At 54.6% G+C, this 20637-nt stretch carries 16 protein-coding genes; 6 read left to right on the forward strand and 10 right to left on the reverse strand.

What is annotated here, in order from left to right:
* From FAP39_RS09860 to FAP39_RS09870, 3 genes are all read left to right on the forward strand, one after another.
* Positions 1-646 (forward strand): transglutaminase domain-containing protein (locus tag FAP39_RS09860; RefSeq protein ID WP_138016236.1); only part of this gene is annotated, 646 nt, incomplete at its 5' end.
* A complete protein-coding gene (locus tag FAP39_RS09865) occupies positions 646-1281 on the forward strand; it encodes a cation efflux transmembrane domain-containing protein (protein WP_138016237.1) in 636 nt (211 codons plus the stop codon). The genes FAP39_RS09860 and FAP39_RS09865, both read left to right, overlap by 1 nt.
* A gap of 322 nt (positions 1282-1603) precedes the next feature.
* On the forward strand, positions 1604-1816 hold the full coding sequence (locus tag FAP39_RS09870) for a methyltransferase family protein (protein WP_138016238.1): 213 nt from the start codon (positions 1604-1606) through the stop codon (positions 1814-1816).
* A gap of 117 nt (positions 1817-1933) precedes the next feature.
* On the opposite strand, the gene FAP39_RS09875 is transcribed toward FAP39_RS09870, so the two are convergent.
* From FAP39_RS09875 to FAP39_RS09905, 7 genes are all read right to left on the reverse strand, one after another.
* Positions 1934-2434 (reverse strand): DUF3299 domain-containing protein, encoded by a 501-nt coding sequence (locus FAP39_RS09875; protein WP_138016239.1) that lies wholly within the window; start codon positions 2432-2434, stop codon positions 1934-1936.
* 22 nt (positions 2435-2456) lie between these two features.
* Entirely contained in the window at positions 2457-3707 is a 1251-nt protein-coding gene (locus FAP39_RS09880; RefSeq protein WP_138016240.1) for an ABC transporter permease, read from the reverse strand.
* Positions 3704-4399 carry an ABC transporter ATP-binding protein gene (locus FAP39_RS09885; RefSeq protein WP_138016241.1) on the reverse strand — a complete coding sequence of 232 codons (696 nt, stop codon included), beginning with the start codon at positions 4397-4399 and terminating at the stop codon, positions 3704-3706. The genes FAP39_RS09880 and FAP39_RS09885 overlap by 4 nt, the downstream gene beginning before the upstream one ends.
* Positions 4400-4405: 6 nt before the next feature.
* Positions 4406-5068 carry a zinc uptake protein ZrgA gene (gene zrgA / locus FAP39_RS09890; RefSeq protein WP_138016242.1) on the reverse strand — a complete coding sequence of 221 codons (663 nt, stop codon included), beginning with the start codon at positions 5066-5068 and terminating at the stop codon, positions 4406-4408.
* A 31-nt stretch (positions 5069-5099) separates the two neighbouring features.
* Complete coding sequence (locus FAP39_RS09895) at positions 5100-5486, reverse strand: Fur family transcriptional regulator (protein ID WP_138016243.1); 387 nt, start codon at positions 5484-5486, stop codon at positions 5100-5102.
* A gap of 222 nt (positions 5487-5708) precedes the next feature.
* Entirely contained in the window at positions 5709-8807 is a 3099-nt protein-coding gene (locus FAP39_RS09900; RefSeq protein WP_138016244.1) for an efflux RND transporter permease subunit, read from the reverse strand.
* 1 nt (position 8808) lies between these two features.
* Positions 8809-10149 carry an efflux RND transporter periplasmic adaptor subunit gene (locus FAP39_RS09905; RefSeq protein ID WP_138016245.1) on the reverse strand — a complete coding sequence of 447 codons (1341 nt, stop codon included), beginning with the start codon at positions 10147-10149 and terminating at the stop codon, positions 8809-8811.
* A gap of 596 nt (positions 10150-10745) precedes the next feature.
* Between FAP39_RS09905 and FAP39_RS09910 the strand changes: the two genes are divergently transcribed.
* The gene (locus FAP39_RS09910) at positions 10746-11363 is read left to right on the forward strand and encodes a trimeric intracellular cation channel family protein (RefSeq protein ID WP_138016246.1); all 618 of its coding nucleotides are present in this window, start codon (positions 10746-10748) and stop codon (positions 11361-11363) included.
* A 97-nt stretch (positions 11364-11460) separates the two neighbouring features.
* Here FAP39_RS09910 and FAP39_RS09915 read toward each other — a convergent pair whose 3' ends face one another.
* The 3 genes from FAP39_RS09915 to FAP39_RS09925 all read right to left on the reverse strand — a co-directional run bounded on the left by FAP39_RS09915 (position 11461) and on the right by FAP39_RS09925 (position 17288).
* Positions 11461-12975 carry a hypothetical protein gene (locus FAP39_RS09915; RefSeq protein ID WP_138016247.1) on the reverse strand — a complete coding sequence of 505 codons (1515 nt, stop codon included), beginning with the start codon at positions 12973-12975 and terminating at the stop codon, positions 11461-11463.
* Between the two features lie 2 nt (positions 12976-12977).
* Positions 12978-16481 carry a hypothetical protein gene (locus tag FAP39_RS09920; RefSeq protein ID WP_138016248.1) on the reverse strand — a complete coding sequence of 1168 codons (3504 nt, stop codon included), beginning with the start codon at positions 16479-16481 and terminating at the stop codon, positions 12978-12980.
* A 66-nt stretch (positions 16482-16547) separates the two neighbouring features.
* Positions 16548-17288 (reverse strand): hypothetical protein, encoded by a 741-nt coding sequence (locus FAP39_RS09925; RefSeq protein WP_138016249.1) that lies wholly within the window; start codon positions 17286-17288, stop codon positions 16548-16550.
* Between the two features lie 272 nt (positions 17289-17560).
* Between FAP39_RS09925 and FAP39_RS09930 the strand changes: the two genes are divergently transcribed.
* The gene (locus FAP39_RS09930; protein WP_138016328.1) at positions 17561-20341 is read left to right on the forward strand and encodes a bifunctional [glutamate--ammonia ligase]-adenylyl-L-tyrosine phosphorylase/[glutamate--ammonia-ligase] adenylyltransferase; all 2781 of its coding nucleotides are present in this window, start codon (positions 17561-17563) and stop codon (positions 20339-20341) included.
* Positions 20341-20610: a hypothetical protein gene (locus FAP39_RS09935; protein WP_138016250.1), complete on the forward strand. Its 270-nt coding sequence runs from the start codon at positions 20341-20343 to the stop codon at positions 20608-20610. The genes FAP39_RS09930 and FAP39_RS09935 overlap by 1 nt, the downstream gene beginning before the upstream one ends.
* Positions 20611-20637 lie beyond the last annotated feature (27 nt).

Raw genomic sequence — 20637 nt, forward strand, 5'->3', positions numbered from 1 at the left:
TCTTGTATCCATTCAATCGGGTTGGATACATCTTAGCACGCTGTCCGAATTTGCCGGACCACTTCAGGCGGATGGCTACGGCCAGTGCAACACCAAGGGCACGCTGCTGATGGCGTTGCTGCGCGCCGTGGGTATACCTTGTCGGTTTCACGGCTTTACCATCGACAAAGGATTGCAACGCGGTGTGGTGCCAGAACTGGTCTATCCGCTTGCACCGCGCAACATCATCCATTCGTGGGTTGAAGTACAGTATCGGGGGGAATGGTTAGAGCTTGAGGGCTTCATTCTGGATCAAGCCGTTTTGTCGGTGCTTCAAGCCGCGTTTCCTGAGCGTATGTCGCTTTGTGCTTACGGGGCAGGCACCGATTGCCTGCAAGCGCCGAACGTCGCTTGGGCGGGTCAAAGCACCTACATCCAAAAGACTGGGATCAATCGGGATTTCGGGGTCTTTGATAACCCGGATGCCTTCTATGCAAATCATCGGCAACTTACTCAATTTCGCGGGCTGGCCTATCGACTGGCCATTCGACATTGGATGAATAGGCGAGTTGCGCAGATGCGCGCAGGATCTGTCCCGACGATACCTGGTGGGGACAACAACCTTGTGCCTGCCAAGTCCATTTCGATGGTAAAGGGGGCCGTGTGATGGCAGGTTGCTGCGGACATGACGCCAAGTTCGACGGCGTTTCAGCTGACTACAAAAGACGGCTCTGGATCGTCATAGCCCTCAATGCGACGATGTTCTTTGTCGAGATGACAGCGGGGCATTTGGCCAAGTCTCAGGCGTTGCAGGCAGACGCACTCGACTTTGCGGGCGATGCGCTCACCTATGGCATTTCACTTGCGGTCATTGGGGCCTCGCTTCGGGCGCGAACGAATGCGGCACTGTTCAAAGGTGTCAGCCTTCTTCTGATGGGCGTTTGGGTGTTCGGATCGACCGTCTACCGCGTATTCTATGCTGGCGTCCCCACGGCAGAGATCATGGGCGTTGTCGGCTTTCTTGCGCTACTCACAAATCTGACGAGCGTCTTGCTTTTGGTCCGCTATAAAGACGGCGATGCCAATGTCCGGTCGGTTTGGCTGTGTTCGCGCAATGATGCCATTGGGAACGTCGCGGTGATGTTTGCAGCCCTTGGTGTATGGGGCACGGCAACGGGTTGGCCTGACCTGATTGTGGCGACGATCATGGCCGGTTTGTTCCTGTCATCGGCCTTTCAAATCGTGCGCCAAGCCTTGGAAGAGCGACGCGAAATGACCCAGCATGAACATGACGCCGTATGATGCCGACTGTCATAATCTTCACCGGCCTGATCATTTTGCTGCGATGCTTTGGTCCATCGCATATCCTGGCCGCCGCCTTTGGCCGCCAAAGCGCTATACCATGGCCACTCCTATTCTGGTTTGAGTTCAGACATTCGCCCTCTTTGGGATATTGATCGGCCTCGGCGTCATGGAATGGGGAAACCTGCCAATCCCAAATTGGTTGCGGTTTGGCGTGGGTGTTCCCCTGATTGGCGCCGGAAACGTGGTCGTATGGTTAAAAGTCGCGCAGTTCGGCGTCGCCCAAACCAGGGGCGCAAAATGATCGCTCCGGGCAAGCGGCATGTGTCGCTACTCCTGCAATCCACAGTACGTGGCAGATATTACAATGATTGTTGGTTGGATCGTGCTTTGTGCATCAGCAGTCGCTGCGCTTGTCGGCTCGGCTGGAATTGTCGTTCTGATAGCTGCGCCTTTCGCCGAAGAGCCATGGCTTGAGGAGCAATACGGATCAGCGTTTAAGGACTATGAGGCAAAGGCAAGACGGTTCTTTTAGGCATACGGCCAAGTGCAAAAGCAGACCTTCGCCATATTGCGGCATCTTGGGTGGTTTGAACCGTAAGCCACACTGGACTTGTCCTCGCGAGGACCATGCGGCGCGACACATGCCAGTTCACCATACGTATACTTCCATTTCGTCGGCCTTAATCGAATAGCCAGTTTGACCGAGTGTGGTGGATTGCAATTGGGTACTCATGGTCCCTGTGACCCAGACAGGATCCCAAAGTTTATCATCGGGCCACGGTCGCGCGGAATTCACCATCACAAGCTGGTTCGGGGGCGGTGGTGGCGTGTGGATGCAAGCGCCGACGTAGGGCACGAGCATGAAGTCAGTCACCCCATTTTTGCTGACGTCAAAGGGGATGATAAACCCGGGCATTTTGATGTAGGCACCATTAAGGTCTTCATTCAGCTTGACCCCGTTGGCGTCATAGATCGGGTTCCACGTGTCATTCGCTTCGTCCATTTCGCCCTCTCCGATGATTTCGGAATAGGGTAGCCCCGGCGGGAGAAGATCATCCCACGTGATTTCCCGCGGTGTTGCTGCAAACGCCATCCTTGGCGTGGCAACCGACCCAAGCAATAGCATCAATGCTGCTCTGCGATTTATCATTCCACTCGCCTCATTTCTTGCATCACGTTTTGACCATCATACCATCAGCGACAGACATTCTGTAGGCCCTCACTGCGGGCACAAGGCTCACAATTGCGCCAGCGCAGATGACCCCAAGGATCACCCAGACTTCCCGCAGCGTGGGCGCCCCAATCGGCAACCATAGGCCAAAGGCGCTGTCGAGAATGGGCTGTGCGATGACCAACCCTATGTATAGCAAGGCCAATCCAAGCAATGCCCCCAGCGCGGCCGTCATCATGGCCTCTAAGACAAGCATGCTCAGAATGGTGAAAGGTCGCGCGCCCATGGCCCGAAAGATGGCCATCTCGCGACGGCGCTCGTTGAGACTGGAAAAAATTGTGGCCATCATGCCGATGAGAGCCGTGACGACCACCATTGCGGACACAGCAAGCAGCGCGGTTTCCGCAATGCCAACAATGCCCCAGAGTTCTTGCAAGGCAACGCCGGGCAGGATCGCCAGCAATGGCTCTTGGCCGTATTCATTGATGGCCCGTTGCAGCGCGAATGTCTGCAAGGGGCTTTTGACGCCGACAAACGCTGCGGTGATCGCCTTGGGCGTCAATTGCATTTCGCGGATCACTTGCGCAGGCGTAGATTTTCCGGGTGTCTTTGCGCCACTTTGCCAATCGACATGGATGGCTTCAATCGCTTTCAGGCTGACGATGACGGTGCGATCAACCGGCGTACCGGTCTTTTCCAGAATGCCGGATACGCGGAACGGTTGATCCTTATGTTCAGAAAACGACGCGAGGCCGTGGGCGACGATGATTGGATCTCCGACACTATACCCCAGCGTTGCAGCAACATCGGCTCCGATAACCGTATCAAACAGGTCATCCAAAAGAGCACCGTCAGATACCGCCAATGATCTGCCTTGCCGGTATTTGTAATGCTCAAAAAAGGCTTGGGTTGTGCCCATCACGCGGAACTGGCGGTGGCTATCACCCAATGAAATTGGCACGATCCAATCCACATCAGATCGCGCCGCGATATCTTGATAGCTTTTCCACGTCAGGTTGTTGGTCGCGTTGCCGATGCGAAACACCGAATACAGCAGCAATTGCACAGACCCTGACCGAGCTCCAACAATCAGATCAGTGCCTGAAATCGTATCAGAAAAGCTGGATTTTGCCCCGGTTCGTATCTTTTCAACGCCCAGAAACAGCGCCACCGATAGCGCGATGGCAAGGATGGTCATACCGACGGTCAGCGCACGCGCAAACAGCGAGGCAATGGCAAGGCGCAAAATCATGCCACTGCTCTTTTGATCTGGGCAATGTCTTCCATGCGGATGATCCGATCAAAACGCGCGCCCAAGCGCGGATCATGACTGACCATCAAAAGCGACGTGTTGTGCGTTGCTATTTGTGCGAACAGCACATCCAGAAAGGCCGTCTGACTATTTGCATCAAGGGCTGATGTAGGCTCATCCGCGATGATCAGCGGCGGTTGCCCGATCAAGGCGCGCGCAACTGCGACGCGTTGTTGTTGCCCCACACTTAGAGCCGTGGTTTTTGCATCGGTCACGCCTGCGGGCAGACCAAGCGCGTAACACAGTTGAGATGCCTCAGCCTGTGCATCCGATACGCGTTTGCGCCGCGTGGGGGCAAAGCGCAGGGGGAGAAGGATATTATCCATCACAGACCCAAAAGGCAGCAGGTTGAACTGTTGAAAGATCACACCAATCTGCTCGGCCCGAATTTTGTCTCGAGCACCACCCGATACTGTGGTGATGTCGGTCCCAGAAATACAAACCCGTCCCCGATCCGGCAGGATTGTACCGCAGATCAGCGACAATAGCGTCGTTTTCCCAGAGCCGCTTTCGCCGAGTAACAACACAGACTCGCCCTGCGCAACTGACAAGCGCGGGATCACCAAAGAAAACCCGGCCCGTCCCGGCCAACGATAGGCAACGTCGGTGATCTCGAGTGTTGTATCAGTCACCTTCGTTCAATGCTCCAATTCTAGAACCGGTGCGTCCCGTGCCACTTCGAACGCCTGTGCCCCAGATGCCGTGATGATCTGCACGTCTACTTCTTGGGCGCCGGGGAAAGCATCAAAGTAAGCGAACTCAATCTTGGTCAGCGCATTAGGTTGCTCACAGGTCAGCGTGTATTGCGCATGGAATTCAGTATGTCCTGCCTCATCCACGTGATCATCGTCCCCGTGTTCCTCATGTGCGTGATCATCGTCCCCGTGTTTCTCATCCGCGTGATCATCGTGTTTCTCATCCGCGTGATCATCGTGTTTCTCATCCGCGTGACCATCGTGTTTCTCGCCTGAGTGATCGTCATGCGCATCTTCGCTTTCAAGTTCTGCCAGCGCTTCAACCACAGTACATCCTGCCGCATCCGGCATTACGAACAGATCGAGCGGCGCAGCAAGTGTGGCGATTGCCAAATCAACAGCGGCAAGATCCGCGTCACTTTTCGCCGCATATTCAAACCCGACGATATCTGCGCCTGGCGCTTCGAACGTCATCGCCACGGTGGTGCCATCAACGGCGATATCGAGTGTTCCAACACCGTGTTCATGGGCATCAACGTGGCGCGTGTCTTCGGCCAATGCAGGCAAAGCGGCGGCAAGCGCGATAAGAGACAATGCGTATTTCATAGTTCATCCAGTCCGGAATGGTTAAAGTGAATTAGGTCGCGCAGGTGCCGCACAACCCATGAATTTCAACAATGTGTCGTTCCGCCCGAAAAGCGTTTTGATCGGTCAAAGCAGTGAGCTTTGGCAGAAGGTCGCTGCCGTCATGTTCGTCAACCGATCCACAGTCTTCACAGATCGCCAATACTGGCACGCTTTCGACGTGGCTGCACCGGCAAGGTACAAAGGCTTTGATCGATTCAAGACGGTGCGCGCGGCCCTGGTCGGTCAGGGCGGCAAGAGTGCGATAGACGGTGGGGGGCGCAATGTCCGGCTCAGTGACCTGAAGGCGTTCAAGAATTTGATACGCCGTCATTGGCCTGTCGGACGCCTCTAGAACACCCAATATATCCGCCTGCCGTAACGCGGCGCGCTTTCTCATGTGCTAAACTCCCTCGTTGAGCAAAGTTTTATTTTATAAAGTAACAAAATTCAAGGTACGGATACCCATACCCAAAAAAGCTGCCGACGCGCATTTTGCCAAACCCATGAAATTGGGTTTGGCTGCTGTTAATGCTGTGAGTTCTCTTTTCCCAAGTGCCGTGTGCACAAATTGCTTTGCCACTCGCGAGCATATCATGACGTGTCTGGAGCTACGCAGTTTCTAGTCGGGAGACGCATCAAAACGGGAAATCCACCGTGAGACAGAAAATATGTCAAAGTAGATGGTCAACAGGGATGGCAACACCAGCACTACAAGGATCATTGATGCGGTCAAACCGGCTGCGACCGAGACGACCAATGGCACCATTATCTGCACTTGTGGGCTGCTGTCTGCGATCAAAGGTAGTAAGCCCACCACCGTTGTACCGGTCGATAACAAAATTGGCCGGAAGCGTTCGCGCACGGCATCCAAGGCTGCGGCTGCGTGGTTGCCGCCTTTCAGATGGGTCTGAAAAAAGCTGAGAAACAGAATGGCATTGTTGACGACGATGCCCGCCAGCGAGGCAAAGCCGATAAAGCTGGGCATTGCCAGATCGATCCCCATGCCCCAGTGCCCAAGAATGGTTCCAATGAGTGCAAAAGGAATGGACAGCATGACAACAAGAGGAAGTGAATAACTCCGAAACTGGAAGGCCAGAACCAAATACACGCCACACAGCCCAAGAACCAATTTGGTCAACATGGAAGACTGAGATTTACCCAAATCTTCTGCGGCGCCTCCGATTGAGACTTGGATGTCTGGGTATGTTTTCTGAATCTCGGGCGCGATCTCTTCGGTCACCACCTTGGCAATCCCGGACGATGTGATGGCGGTGCGGTCGATCTGGCCGGTGATCGTGGCGACGGCCAGCCCGTTTTTGCGATTAACGGTCGGGAAACTTTGTGTCAGACGCATTTCGGCGACGGCGGACAATGCGGTTTGCTTGCCGTTGCCAATGGATACTGGAAAGTTTTCCAGTGCCTGAAGATGTTCAATCGTGTCGCTGAGCTGAAGCTGAACCGTAACGTTGGATACACCTGTTCGAAAACTGTCTGTCTCAGCGCCGGAAAAGGCGTTGCGCAATTGTTCGACCAGAGACTGCGGGGTCAGGCCCACTGAGTAGCCATAAGCGTTCAACATAAGTTGAACCTCCTGACGGCCACCATAGAAATCTTGAAAGGCCTCTCTGACATCTGTGCGGGCGAGCAGGGTGGTGCGGATTTCGTTGGTCGCGGCCTCAACGTCCTGAAGGTTGCGCCCAGAGACCTCTACATGCAAATCCGATCCACCCGGTCCCATCTCTGCCTGTGCAAAGCTCGATTGAAGAAGGTCCGGGATGGGCCCGGCCTCCTTGCGCCATGCACTTAGAACGTCATCTGCTTTGACATTCCGTTTGGAGCTTTCCAAGAGATCTACGACAATCGTGGCCGTGTTCGACCCGTTATCGTCGACATCTGCGTTGGTGGCGTATTGCACCAGCACCCGCTCAACCAACGGGGCGCTGCCCTCGGTGTTCTCGGTCAATGTGGCATCGACGCGATAGAGCGCGTCCACCAATTGGTCTACCGTGGCGACGGTGCGTTCGCGGGGCATCCCAGTGGACAGCGAAATGCGTGCCTGAATGGTGTCGCCTTCGATGGATGGGAAACCTGTGACTTTGACTTGTCCCGAAGTCACAAGCCCAATTGACAGGATCAGCGCGCCAATGACACTGCCGACGGTCAGATAGCGCACCTTTAACAAGGCGGCGACCACTGGAATGACGATCCCTTCCTTGAAGCGTTCAAGTACCCGTCCGGCGGGGCGTTCGCGATATGTGGCCGGGCCAGTTTGGTCAGAGTGGCTTAGGTGGTGGGGCAGGATCAGAAACCCTTCGACCAGCGAAATGGCGAGTGTCAGCAACAGAACCATCGGGATGAATTGCAAAATTTGCCCCATGTCACCCGATAAGAACATCAATGGCCCAAACACACAGGCGGTTGTCAGGAACGATGCCGCCACGCCCGGAAGCACCTCAAGGGTACCCCTTGTGGCGGCCTCGCGTGCCCCCACTTTTTGGCGCCAGCGCGCGATGTTTTCCGCAATGACAATCGAGTCATCCATGATCAACCCGACGGCCATCAATAATGCCACAAGGGTGATCATGTTGATCGAGATGCCAAATGCCTGCATCAGGAACAATGTGCCCAGAAACGATACTGGCAACGACGCCGAAATCCACAACGCTTCGCGCAATGAAAAGAACAACCACATTGTCGCAAACACCAGAATAAGACCGGTGCCGGTATTTTTGAGGATCAGAGCAAGGCGTTCCTTGACCAGATCGGTCATGTTGCGCGTCACAGTCACTTGAAAAGGGGCCGGATAGGTCTCGCGCGCCTCTTCTAAGACTGCATTGACCTTGTCAAAAGTGCGCAAGGAGTCCGCGTCAGTGGATTTGAAGATATTGATGATCGCGGCCTGTTGGCCATCGATAAACGATTGCGTATTTTCATCCTTATCCACAATTCTGATTTTCGCCAGATCGCCCAGTTTGACCATCCCACCCGACGCATTCTGTAGCACAATCAGGTCTTGCAAGTCGGTGATCGAACGTCGCGCATCCGTATACCGCAAAGTGAGCTTGCCCGCAGCGATGTCGACTTCGCCAAGGGGCTGGCGCAAGCTTCGCGCATTCACGGCCGCCACGATATCTCGGCTGGACACCCCATATTGCCGCAATGCCATAGCGTCAAATGTGACCCGTAATTCACGATCTGTGATCCCTGAAACCTGTGCTTCGGTCACGCCCGGGATCGCTTGGAGACGATCTGCAAGTTTGTCAGTATAGGATTTCAGCCCCTGTTTTCCGTCGATACCCGACACGGCCACCATCGCCACAAGTTCTTTGCGCCCTCCCAGCTCGACCGACGGAGTTTCAGCAGCATCAGGAAGATCATTGATGCCCGAGACGGCAGAAAATACGTCGTTGTAAAACTGAATAACGTCGCCGCCTTCTTCCAGTTCTGCGGTGGCCGACGCGCGTCCATCCATGGACAAACAATTCAGCTCTGCAAGACCCGTGATGCCGAGGATCGCATCCTCGAGAGACGAACAGATGTCTTCATCCACGTCTTGAGCCGAAGCGCCCGGATAGATCACGGAGGCTGTGACGGTGTCTGCTGCAAATTCGGGAAATGTCTCGCGTTTGATGTCGCCAAGATAGGCAACCCCCAATACGCAGATCAGTATCATCAGCAAATTTGAAGCAACGGGATGACGGACAAACCAGCCTATCATATCACTGACCCTTGTCTTGCAGAAGCGGGTCGAGCTGCATTCCGATCACCGGGGGATTGGGCATTGAAAGCACGAGGGTTTCACCTCCGGTGAGACCTTCTTTGACAAGAACATTTTTGCCTATCACCGGACCGTGTTTAATCGGAGCACGAGACAATCTATGCTCGGAATCTGCCAAATAGACGAATGGCTTGCCTGCATCATCAAAACGGACCGCCGTGCGCGGCACCGTCAACAGCCCGTCCACCAGTGGCGTGGTGAATGTGACCGAAACAAATGTGCCAATATTGAGCGGCGGTTGCATCACGGCACGGCGACTGACCAAGGGGTCAACAACACGAACGACAACGCCAAGGGCGCCAGTGTCGTTGTCCATTGAGCCGCGCATACGGACAATTTCGGCCGGCCATGTTCCTTCACGCCCGGCAACGGCCAGGTGCACAACCGCGGAAAGCCCCAAGCCTTTTAATATTTCAACGGCTTGAGAGGTGTCTACAACCGTGTCTTCGCCCTGTTGTTTGCTAAATGCGACGGCCATCATCGGGCCAAACTCAGACGGTTGGATTTCTGCGGTGATTTCTGCTGTTGAAATATCAACAAGTTCCAACAAAGTATCTCCGCTGCGCGTAAACTGTCCGACTTCGGCGTTTGCTTGTGTAATTCGGCCCCGAAATGGGGCGTAAATTGCAGCCTTGGAGATGGATCGCTCGGCTTCGGCAAGTTCAGCTTTTCTCACTGAAAGCGTGGCCTGCAAAGATTGTTGTTTGGCAGGGTACAGGGCAAGTGTATTTTTTAGGTTGGTCACCGAAGATGTTTGGCTGAGAAAAACCTTTTGGGCACTATCCAGCTTGGCTTGGGTGGATGTGCCGCGTTCAACCAATGTAACCACACGTTTGTATTCGGCCTCTGCCACTTCCAGAATGCGGGTTTCGACCCCTAGGGTGGCTTTGGAGTTCGCCTCTTGCTGGCTCAGTTCACGCAGCTGAGCTTCGACTGAGGCGATGTTGGCAAGAGCTTTTTCACGATCCAATTCATAATCGGTGCGATCAATCTGTGCCAAAAGCTGATCCGTCTCAACAATGGTTCCAACGGCCAGATCGGGTACAAGATGGGTGATCCGCCCTTGAACCTGAGCGACGGCAATCCAATCCCGCGCGGCCTCGACACGTCCATATCCCGTTGCCGTCGCTTGTAGCGCGCGAGGCTGCAAGGTCATCGCCCGGACCGCCAGTGGCGGCTTCTCCACAACTGACGACGGGGCTGTGTCCTGTTTGTTAAGCCAGACGAACCCGATAACCGCGGCAACCAGTGGTGGTAGAATTAGAAGTGGGCGGAAATTCATCGAATAAGTCCTTTTAACGGGGGGCGGTCGAAACGGCTTTTTTGTTATTCCACTTTCAAGATCTATCTGAACCAGAGGTAATGAAAAGTGCCGAATGGTCACACATGTATTGCGGGTGAGGTCTCTCTGTTCGGTGCCGCCATCAAGACAATCCTGCGCGGTTGTTCCTTGTACGGGGAGGGAGTCAATTTCCGTCGCATAAAGAAGGAATGAATTGCAATAAGTTTGATGGTGCCATCTTAACGCATTGAATTAAAATTGAAATTTTGTTTGGGTGGTTTGTGGGGATTTATGAAATTGGGATCATGGTATTCGCTGAAGCACCTTAAGGGGTGGGCGCCTGTATTCCGCCAATTAGAGGCCGGAGGATCGGGTTCACCTCCGAATTGGTGTCACACTGTTTGCCGCCGGTGGAATAACACATTGTCAAAATAGAATAGAATACCTACCAGAACCGCCGTTTGATGATGTCATCATCACATTTCAATGTCTTTGACAGGCGTTCTGATCGTGCAAAACTGCGTGAAAATGGAAAACCTTTCATTTGTCGACGTCTTCAGCGACTGTGAAGCAGATGACATCGAAAGCGGGGCAATATGTCGGCAACCTTACTGTTTTCCATATTGAATGTGTTGGGTATTTTTGTATTTGGGCTGAGCGGTGCGATGGTTGCGATCAGACGCAATTTCGACGTTTTCGGCATTCTTGTACTTGCGATCGCAACCGGGGTCGCTGGCGGGATCATTCGTGACGTGTTGCTGGGTGCGGTCCCACCAGAGGCGTTGCGCACGTTTTGGCCAATGGCGATTGCAGCCGTGGCTGGGCTTTGTGCGTTTTTCTTTACGTCGCTGATCGAGCGTTTCAAGAGGCCTGTGATGCTGTTGGATGCGATCGGCCTTGGTGTCTTTGCAGTGGCAGGGTGCCGAAAAGCGCTGGTTCTTGGGGTGGACCCGCCGGGCGCGATCCTTTTGGGGGTGATGACCGCAATTGGCGGGGGGGTATTGCGTGATATTATGGCCGCCGAAGTCCCGCGCGTGTTGCACGAGGACGTCTATGCGCTGGCTGCCTTTGCCGGAGCGACAACCTATGCCAGTTGCCTGTGGTTAGGGATTGCGGAAACCCCCGCAGCGTCTGGGGCCGTCTTGCTGGCTGTGGGGTTGCGGCTTGCCAGCGTACGCTTTGGCTGGACGCTGCCACGCCCGCCAAGTTCTTGAAGTAGCGGCCCTGAGTCCATTTTCTTGGGACAGCTGCGCAGGGCAAGCGCCAGCCAAGACCAATCGCGTGGCTTCGACATGCTCTGCTGGGCAAAGGTTACCGTGCTCCGCCGGATGCTGTCGACTTGCCTGTCAGGTTAGCGAAAGGCGCACCGAGGGATGGGTTCGATTGTTTTTGCTTCTCATAGGCTGCTCGCGTGAGTGAAATGGTTTTCCCAGTCGAGAAACAGCGGGCATCCACGCCATATTTCGCGGCTTCGCGACGGATCATTTCGCCACGCCGTTCCTCCCAGTGTTTTTGGTGCTCAAGCAGGTTATCGAACTGGTCGTTCATGTCTGAGAACAGCCACTTTGAATATCGGTCCTTGATCTTCCAGGTCACTTCGGGGCCGACCGAAAGTTTGTTACCGGCAACCTCGAACGACACCGCATCCGCGGCCGTGCCAAAATAGAAGTCGAAATCTGCCAACGTGTTTTCGAAGAACCTGACAACACTATATTCTGACTCTTTTTGCCATTCCCCGTCATAGTAGTCTGCTGCCGACTTTGACGGGTCCAAATCGATGCCGAATTTTGCTTCGAGCTTGCCATCCCAAGCAAATCCCACTCGATAGCCCTTGGGCTTGATCCCTGCGATTGCATCGTCTTGGTCGGATGGATCAAAGGTGATTGCCGCCTCAAAATTCGGCTTTTTCCATTTGATCCAATCCTGAAAATCTGTGTCGCTTTCTTGGAGCTCGGGCATCTTCATAACGAATTCGGAAATATAGGGGTTGCCGTTTTTGTCCGTGGATATCCCAACTTCGGCGACATCCATATCGATCCGTAAGTCCTGTTCATCGCCAAACGGAATGATCTGTGGAGCGCTGGCCAAGGCCTTGGCGAGCGATGCCAAAATCTTCTGTTGGGTTGCTTGGCTCAGATGCATATTCTCTAGTTTTTCCTGCATCTGAGGTGAAATTGCATAGATTTTCCGCTCAGGTGGAATGGGGTCTTTTGCCTTCTCAATAGGAGGAAGCCCGGCCAGCGCGCGCTGAGCTTTGCAATCCGGGGCTGCTTCTTTGGCGGGCTTGGGGCGCATGACAACGGGATTTCCGGTGAGCGCCTTGCGGTTGGCGCGATCTGCAAGTGCGCTGAGGATGTTGTCCATGGGGTTTCCCCCCTCGAGTCCTTCGATTTTTCCACAGTTTTCAAAGATTTGCGGATCACTTGGCAGATCATGGCGACCGCATCCATACCCCGACACAATGCAGGGTGGGCCGGGATGTTGGCAGGAATATCGCGGGTCATAGGTGCCAATCGTATCGGGATGATAGAACTGGCTGGTGCCGGGTTGTCCGTAATTTGCCGAGCGACAGACACAATCGTAAAAGGCTTGCGGCAGCTTGAGCCCAAGCGCCTGTAAAACCAGAATTTGCCGATCATGCGGCAGGCCCGTCCAGCGGCTGATGGCATGGGTGTCTTTGGCGTTGCGCTCGGACTGAACCGCAGAGTCATCTGGAAATATCACGGGAGCTTGCGCCGCAAGAGGTGTTGCAATGGCATACCCAAGGGCAATTGCGAGACCGAAAATGGAAATTTTAGTGTTATATTTTAGTGCTTTATATTGCATGATTAATTTCCCATTATCCCGATGGCCAATTCGTCAGCGAACGCGTCGGCATCAAATGTTTCATCATCGACAAGCAGCCAGCGATCTTGGGCTGTCATGTTGGCGGGCGTAATCCAGCCGCCTGTGACTTTGGCCAGCGTCAGGGCCTGTTCTGAAGGTCGGGTGCGCTGCCCTGGTTCAAACATCAGGCGATAGGCCCCCCCGCGCTGGACCCGCGAGGTTGTGATGGCATGCGTCAGGGTGTCGCCGAACTTCAGGCCAGCCGCGCCGTCGCCAAGGACCAACGACAGCATCCCATCCCAAGTCGCGAGCCAGTCGGCCTGAAACGTGCGCTCAAGATGCGAATAATACATATGTCCCGAGTACATCCGCACGCGCAGCCCGCCATTGTTTGGGCCATAGGTCAAACGCTCAAGCTCGATCGCCACAGACGCGGTATCGTATGGATTGTCAGGGTTTTCGGTTAAGTAAATCCAGCCACCAAGGTTTTGCTCGGAAGGATCCAGTTGAATATCGAGCCGATACGGCGTGCGTTGGACACGTTCATCAAGGGTAATGATCTTTTCGGTGCTGGCCAGTGCGATCTTGTTATTGTTGGGGGGATTTTCCCGCCGTGCCAACACAAGTCCAGCATCAGTTATGCGGGCCAAGTCTTGGAAAATAGCATTCCCGCGAGATATTTTCTGCCAAGACGCATCAAGTGTGCCGTCAAACAGCACCGTCTGTGCCAGAGGTGCTACACCTGCGGCGGGGGCTGCGGGTGGCATCGCGGGGGCAGGGGTGTGTTTCAGATCAATACCATGCAGGCCAAGGCTTGCGTTCCCTTGTTTTGATGCCATCGCATAGGTCCAAATACGAAGACCCGCACCATCGATAAGCTGCGTCCATGGCACGACGCCAGACGGCAACCCCACACCGTCGATGGCGACGCCTTTTGGGGTCAGCACAATGTCAAATTGATTAGGAACTTGAGACAGACCTTCGGCAATCAATGCACCATCGTGTCCGCGCACTTCGGTGCGAAATGTGAACGTCCCGTCGTCCTGCCGCCGCCAACTGGCAACCCACGCGCCATTGCTCAACATATTGTGGTACAGGCCAAAGGCTTGTTGCAGGCCCACCTCGAAATCGTTGGTTATAGCGCCGTCAATTGTGACCGTAAGTCTGGTTTCAGCGCCTTCATGAAAGGTGTCGAGCCAAATAACGGGTTCGGGGGTATAAATGCCCAGATACTTGGCGCCGGTATCGTCTTGTGGCCAGCCAATTTTCAGAGTGCCACCTTGTAAATATGCGCGAGATCGAAACAGATTTTCCGCGTTTTGCAGAGGTACCCAGTTCGGACTTACCTGACGGCCATCAAACAGTGCCACGTTCCGTGCTCCGACCTTATCCGGATCGGGGGTGTCTGGCGTCGGGGCGATTGTTGCGGTGATGTCCTTGATCACAAGATCAAAACCGGTGTTCTTTCGAGGCACCTGACCATAGACGGCCAACGACCAAGGGCCTTTTGACATGGGTTTTCCAATATCCCACAGCGCCAAAACATTTGACTCTGCGTCGCGGAGTTCAAACACGTCATCCGATCGCAGAATGAACCGTACGGTGGTGTCATTTGCGGGCCACAGAAACGAAAGCCGCGCCGTTTGCGAGATGTTTTTTGCCGAGGCCGAGAGCACGCCAAGGTCACCGCTTTTGACGAGATGAAAGCGCAACAGATAGCTTTCATACGGATCTGTTGTGTCTTTCTCGGGATTCAGCATCGCAATGGTCAGGCTGTTGGAGGCGTCCGCATCCATGAGAACAGAGATTTCAAGGCTGGTTTTCTCGCCGTTCTCGGGGAGTTCGAACGCGCGTCCACGATAGATCAGACCTGTTTTGGCCCATCCTTTATCGTCGGGAATGCTGATGTGCATACCCCCATGTCCAAGATTGGTGTGCAGGTCGAAATCACCGCCTTCAAAGGCGAAAGGCTCCCAATCAGCCAGAGAGTGACCATCGAAAATCTGGACCGGACCTAGTACGGCACGCATGTCATCCGGTGAGGATGTGGCATCTTTGGGGGATGGCAAAGGTTCAGGCGCGGACAACTCTGTCACCTCAAGGCTGAGCGAGTTGTCGTCCTCGAGCGTCAACGTCAGCAAAAGTTGATCCTGAATGGCCAGAAACGAAAAATCCGAATTGTCGTTGGCCTGAAACGTTTCAATGTACAGCGGGTAAAAATAGTCCGACGTTTGGCCTTGAGGGTCATAGGGGAAGTCTGCGGCAAAAATCGGATGTGCCCCGTTCATACAGGTCGCCAAAAACCGCGGCTCGGCGTTGGCTGTCTTCATCACAGTCAGTGCTGAACGCGAGGAGCCTACGAGCGTTTCAAGGATGCATTCGCTTTGAAAATGGGTTTCCAGCTGCGCGAGCCATTGTTCGCCCAAGGACTCTTTCGATGATTTGGACGGCAGTTTGATTTTGGGGGACAATACCGGTGAAGTCGCCGGTGACGTTGCCGAAGATGGCGGGGCTCCAAAGCGAAATCCTGTGGCGATGGCCGCCAGTTGATCTTGCCGGTCTTGGGTGGCGTCAGTGGGGCGAATAGTGACGATCACATAGGCGTTTTCGGTATCCCCCCCTTGATAGACCCAGACCCTGCCACGAGTATAAGGCATCGCAATATTGCTGATGGAGTAAATCTTCGAGACTGTTTCGACAGCGTGGGCCGAAGATTGACCAATTTCAGGGTAGGCTTCGTCTTCGATTGATTTGATGATCAGGGAATCCCGATACAACAAACCAAGCGCCATATCGGTTGCGGATCGCGCATCTTGCCCCCGCGCTGCAATCACCAAGACCATCGCATCCTGTTCAGGGGCCACCAACGCGACTTGGCTTAGGCCATTGCCTTGCGCGGTATGTGTTTCCCACCCAACAGGGTGCGGCACCGAAAAATCAGTATCCGCGTCATAATAATGGGTGACCGGTGCGGATGTGGTTTGATGGGGGGGCGCGTCTTGCTTGGGGCTTGGTGGGGCAGGGGTGGCCTTGGGGGCGGTAGCAGAAGATTTCTCGCCAGAACTGAAGGGGGTTCTGCTGTTGGGTTGAACTTTTTGCCCGTCAAAGAAAAACCGACCCGTGAGCATGTCCATCATTTTCTCGTGGTTGGTGATGGTCAGGCTCATTGGCGCAATCAGTTGGAACAACAAGACCTCGCCGTCGCTGTTTTTGTCTTCGGGGAACGCGATGGTCAGATAGCGTTCGGTTTCAGTTTCTATATGGATGAGCAGCGCGGTTTTCCCTGCCAATGTGAGGGTCCGGTGCGAGACGATGTCATCGTATCCAAGCAACGGTTCGTCAGGAAACCACCAGTTCACCCAGAGAGAAAACGTACCGTCTGGGCTGGCAAAATCATATTCAACATCGCGTTGGCTATACGTGATTTCCCAATCTTGCGGCGTGGAAAAGGTTATATGTGGCAGCTCATAGTCCTGCCAGCCCTGCGCGTGGGCGCTGGTTGTCATGGGGACTGCCCACAAGCAAAGGAGAGCAAAGATGATCCCACAAAGTTTTCCAATTTTCTGCATCTTTTACGCCTCGCCAATCGTTTTATGATGTCGTTTGGAAGGGGCCAGATGTGACAGGCCGCGTCCGATTTTTATGTCGCGCGCAATCATGTGTGCCATGAGGGTTTGTGTGTTGGTTTCAAAACCGTCTGTTGAAATTACAAATGGTTTCTGCCCCTTGCGCTCCAGAGATATCCCCGAGCTCTCACGCGCCAAAACAATCGCGCCAGCTTGCGTGTAATGGCCCATTGAGATCAAAATTGGAGTCAAACGGCGCATCCAACGCGGCAAATCTCGCTTCCAAGGAGACACTCCGAGTATGTCATCCCAGATGATGTCGTATTTCGCCACCCCGGTATCGATGCTCAGATGGGCTGGTGTGACTACGAAATTCAGGCACTCATACCGCCAGCCGATGACCGTAAATGATGCCATGCAAAGCCCCATCGGCCAGACAAGCCATGCCATTGGGTGTACCCAGTCGGATGTTCCCATGGACGGGGCAGCCCAAACCGGAAGGGCGCACATAATGCTGCCAAAAATAAGCCCAAGCCAATCGGGCAGCACGACTGCGCTGACACGATCATAGCTCAGACTTCCTGCTGGCCTTGCGGGGCGGGGTGCCCAAAAATAGACAACCACCGATCCGACGATCAGCGCGCTGGCGCTCCACCATCCAAATCGCGGTATCGCCAGCAAAGCGAGCAACAAAATTGCAAAGGTAAGCGCTCGTATGAGAAAGAGATATTTGCCTCGAGAAGTCATCGACTGAAAAGCCTCCTGATAGGTCCCTTGGTGCAATAATTTTAGCAGAAAACGGCCAGTACATGCGTTGACGCAGATCAGAGTCCGTGGATATCCAAAGCCCGCCGAGGCGGTGGGATGTGTGAATGAGGCGGGGTGGGGGGCGTGACTTCGTGATCGTGCCTCGTCACTTTTGACACTGAGAAAACTGGCAGCACGGTCAGCTGCGGCAAAACGTATTTGATTTGTTTCAAATCATTGACCATGGCGCGGGTAACACGCATTTTCACGACATGGATTTCCTGTCACGTATCACCCGCCTGCCGCATGCGTTCGACCCCGAGCGCGCAACTGACACATTGGCCTTTGTGCCGTCTCTCGAGGGGGACCTGGCAGCGCTGGTGTATGGCACCGGCGGATGCAGCCCGTATCTTAAGACGCTTGTGGAAAAAGAACGTGTTTGGCTGCCCGAGGCGCTGCAAGACCCCGAATTGGCGATTGAGACGTTGTTTCAAGAGTTAAAGCAGGTCGCGCCAGATCAGTTGGGCGCTGCACTTCGGATGGGCAAGCGTCGCGTTGCGTTGCTGACAGGGTTGGCGGATATTGCAGGTGTGTGGCCGCTGGAAACCGTGACTGGCACATTGACGGATTTTGCAGATTTGGCCAGTGATCTGGCGCTCAAGGCCGCGATTGCACATGAAATCCGCCGCAAGAAGCTGCCGGGTCAAACCGAGGATGATGTGGCCACTGCGGGTGGGATGGTATCGATTGCCATGGGCAAGATGGGCGCGCACGAGCTAAATTATAGCTCAGATATCGATCTGATTTGCCTGTTTGACGAAACACGGTTTGATCCGTCAGATTACCACGATGCACGCGCCAGCTTTATTCGGGCAACACGTAAAATGTCCGCAATGCTGAATGATCTGACCGGCGATGGCTATGTCTTTCGGACCGATCTTAGATTGCGGCCTGATCCTGCGGTGACGCCTGTGTGTTTGGCCATGGAAGCGGCCGAACGCTATTACGAGAGCCTTGGGCGCACATGGGAACGGGCAGCCTATATCAAGGCGCGCCCGTCGGCAGGTGATCTTGAGGCCGGAGCGCGGTTTCTCAAGACGTTGACACCGTTTGTGTGGCGCAAGCATCTGGATTTCGCGGCCATTCAGGATGCGCACGATATGCGATTGCGCATTCGCGAGCACAAAGGTCTGGGAGGGGCTATGGCCCTTGAAGGACATAATATGAAGCTGGGACGCGGCGGAATTCGCGAGATCGAATTTTTCACACAAACCCGCCAGATTATCGCTGGCGGCAGGGATCCGTATTTGCGAGATCGACGCACCGTGCCTGCCTTGGGCCATTTGGCGGAAAAGGGCTGGATCCCAAAAGATGTCGCAGATGTTTTGGCGAGCCACTATCGAGCGCACCGCGAGGTTGAGCACCGCATTCAGATGATCAACGACGCCCAGACCCATATCATGCCAAAATCTGATGAAGGCGTGCAGCGCATCGCATGTTTGATGGGGCAAGACGTCGAAACATTGCGCAAGGATGTGATTGGCCGGCTCACCGAGGTGCATGACCTCACCGAAGGGTTCTTTGCCCCTGACGAAGGGAAATCTGAACGGGATCACGCGTTTGACCCTGAAATCATGGGACGTTGGCACAGCTATCCCGCGCTGCGCAGTGAACGCGCAGTCAAAATTTTCAATCGCTTGCGACCGGAAATTCTGGATCGACTAAGCCACACGCCCCACCCCGATCAGGCGCTGGTGGCTTTGGACGGGTTCTTGGCAGGTTTGCCCGCCGGGGTTCAGCTGTTTTCGCTATTTGAAGCCAACACCCAGTTGGTGGATTTGTTGGTTGATATCGTGGGCACGGCCCCTGCGTTGGCGCGGCATCTGTCGCGGAACTCTGGGGTGTTTGATGCGGTGATTGGCGGATCGTTCTTTACGCCGTGGCCCGGTGCAGAAGGATTGACTGCGGAGCTTGCTGAAATTCTTGCGGCAGAACCGGATTACGAGCGCAAATTGGACACGGCACGTCGCTGGGCAAAAGAATGGCATTTCCGCGTGGGCGTGCATCACTTGCGCGGTATTGTGACCGCCGCCGAAGCTGGCGCCCATTATGCAGATTTGGCAAGTGCCGCCTTAGGGGCGCTCTGGCCCGAAGTCGCGGCAGCCTTTGCGCAAAAGCATGGACCGATGCCCGGACGTGGCGCGATGGTTCTGGGCATGGGGTCTTTGGGGGCAGGGCGATTGAACGCGGCCTCGGATCTTGATGTGATCGTGATATATGATGCGGACGGGGTCGATGCTTCGGAAGGGCGTCGCCCATTGGCCGCACGCGCGTATTATGCGCGCCTGACCCAAGCCATGGTCACGGCCGTCACCGCCCAGATGCCGCAAGGGCGTCTCTATGAAATTGACATGCGGCTGCGCCCGTCCGGCACACAAGGTCCCGTTGCTACGTCGGTGGCCTCGTTCAAGGATTACCAACAAAATCAAGCGTGGACGTGGGAGCATCTGGCGCTGACGCGGGCGCGACCCATTGTAGGGGATGCGGGGTTAATGGCGGAAATCGAAGCGTTTCGCGCAGAGATTTTGCAGGTCCAGCCAGACGAGGCCAAAATCCGCACTGATGTGGCCGAAATGCGCGAAAAGATTGCGGCGGCCAAACCCTCCAAAGGCCCATGGGATGCCAAAATTGGCAAAGGGCGGATGCAAGATATCGAGCTATTGTCGCAAACGTCGGCGTTGTTGTCTGGCTGTGTGGCGCGTGACGTTGCTTCGGGTCTTGCGGCGGGTGTCGGTATCGGGTGGTTGAATGCCGCAGATCAAAGCGCGTTGTTGGCAGCATATGATTTGTTCTGGACAGTACAAGCCGGTTCAAAATTGCTGAGTGAACACGTTCTGACTCCTGACACGATCGGGGAAGGCGGTGCCGCGATGCTGTTGCGTGAAACACCTTTTGATACGATCGCGCACTTGCAGGGCGAACTGGAACGGCAGACCGAAATTGCTCGCGCAATTGTTGACGCGTCCCTGACGCACCCGCTGGAGGCACAATAATGACTGATCAGGTTTGGGATCCCAAGGGACTTATTCGCGAGTCATATAACATAGACGGTATCGATGACTCGCAATGTCGCTCGATCTTTTTGGATTGGGCGCTGGGGGTACCGCTTGATAGTGATCCGCACGAATTGATTCGGGATTTGCTGGAAAAATATCGCCCCGATCACCCACATCACCCGATGACGGATGTGCTGCGACATGGCCTGTTTAGCGACCAAAATCCAAAACGGCGTGGCGGATGGCGGTCACGCAAAAGGCCATAACTCTAAGAAAATAAGGGATCTAGCCCG

It is taken from the genome of Shimia litoralis (assembly GCF_005518135.1).
GTDB classification, from domain to species: domain Bacteria; phylum Pseudomonadota; class Alphaproteobacteria; order Rhodobacterales; family Rhodobacteraceae; genus Shimia_E; species Shimia_E litoralis.

Bases quoted from the DNA above. Each gene is read 5' to 3' on its own strand.
- FAP39_RS09865 (WP_138016237.1), top strand. From the start codon at position 646: ATGGCAGGTTGCTGCGGACATGACGCCAAGTTCGACGGCGTTTCAGCT.
- FAP39_RS09870 (WP_138016238.1), top strand. From the start codon at position 1,604: ATGTGTCGCTACTCCTGCAATCCACAGTACGTGGCAGATATTACAATG.
- FAP39_RS09875 (WP_138016239.1), bottom strand. From the start codon at position 2,434: ATGATAAATCGCAGAGCAGCATTGATGCTATTGCTTGGGTCGGTTGCC.
- FAP39_RS09880 (WP_138016240.1), bottom strand. From the start codon at position 3,707: ATGATTTTGCGCCTTGCCATTGCCTCGCTGTTTGCGCGTGCGCTGACC.
- zrgA (WP_138016242.1), bottom strand. From the start codon at position 5,068: ATGAAATACGCATTGTCTCTTATCGCGCTTGCCGCCGCTTTGCCTGCA.
- FAP39_RS09895 (WP_138016243.1), bottom strand. From the start codon at position 5,486: ATGAGAAAGCGCGCCGCGTTACGGCAGGCGGATATATTGGGTGTTCTA.
- FAP39_RS09900 (WP_138016244.1), bottom strand. From the start codon at position 8,807: ATGATAGGCTGGTTTGTCCGTCATCCCGTTGCTTCAAATTTGCTGATG.
- FAP39_RS09905 (WP_138016245.1), bottom strand. From the start codon at position 10,149: ATGAATTTCCGCCCACTTCTAATTCTACCACCACTGGTTGCCGCGGTT.
- FAP39_RS09910 (WP_138016246.1), top strand. From the start codon at position 10,746: ATGTCGGCAACCTTACTGTTTTCCATATTGAATGTGTTGGGTATTTTT.
- FAP39_RS09915 (WP_138016247.1), bottom strand. From the start codon at position 12,975: ATGCAATATAAAGCACTAAAATATAACACTAAAATTTCCATTTTCGGT.
- FAP39_RS09920 (WP_138016248.1), bottom strand. From the start codon at position 16,481: ATGACAACCAGCGCCCACGCGCAGGGCTGGCAGGACTATGAGCTGCCA.
- FAP39_RS09925 (WP_138016249.1), bottom strand. From the start codon at position 17,288: ATGACTTCTCGAGGCAAATATCTCTTTCTCATACGAGCGCTTACCTTT.
- FAP39_RS09930 (WP_138016328.1), top strand. From the start codon at position 17,561: ATGGATTTCCTGTCACGTATCACCCGCCTGCCGCATGCGTTCGACCCC.
- FAP39_RS09935 (WP_138016250.1), top strand. From the start codon at position 20,341: ATGACTGATCAGGTTTGGGATCCCAAGGGACTTATTCGCGAGTCATAT.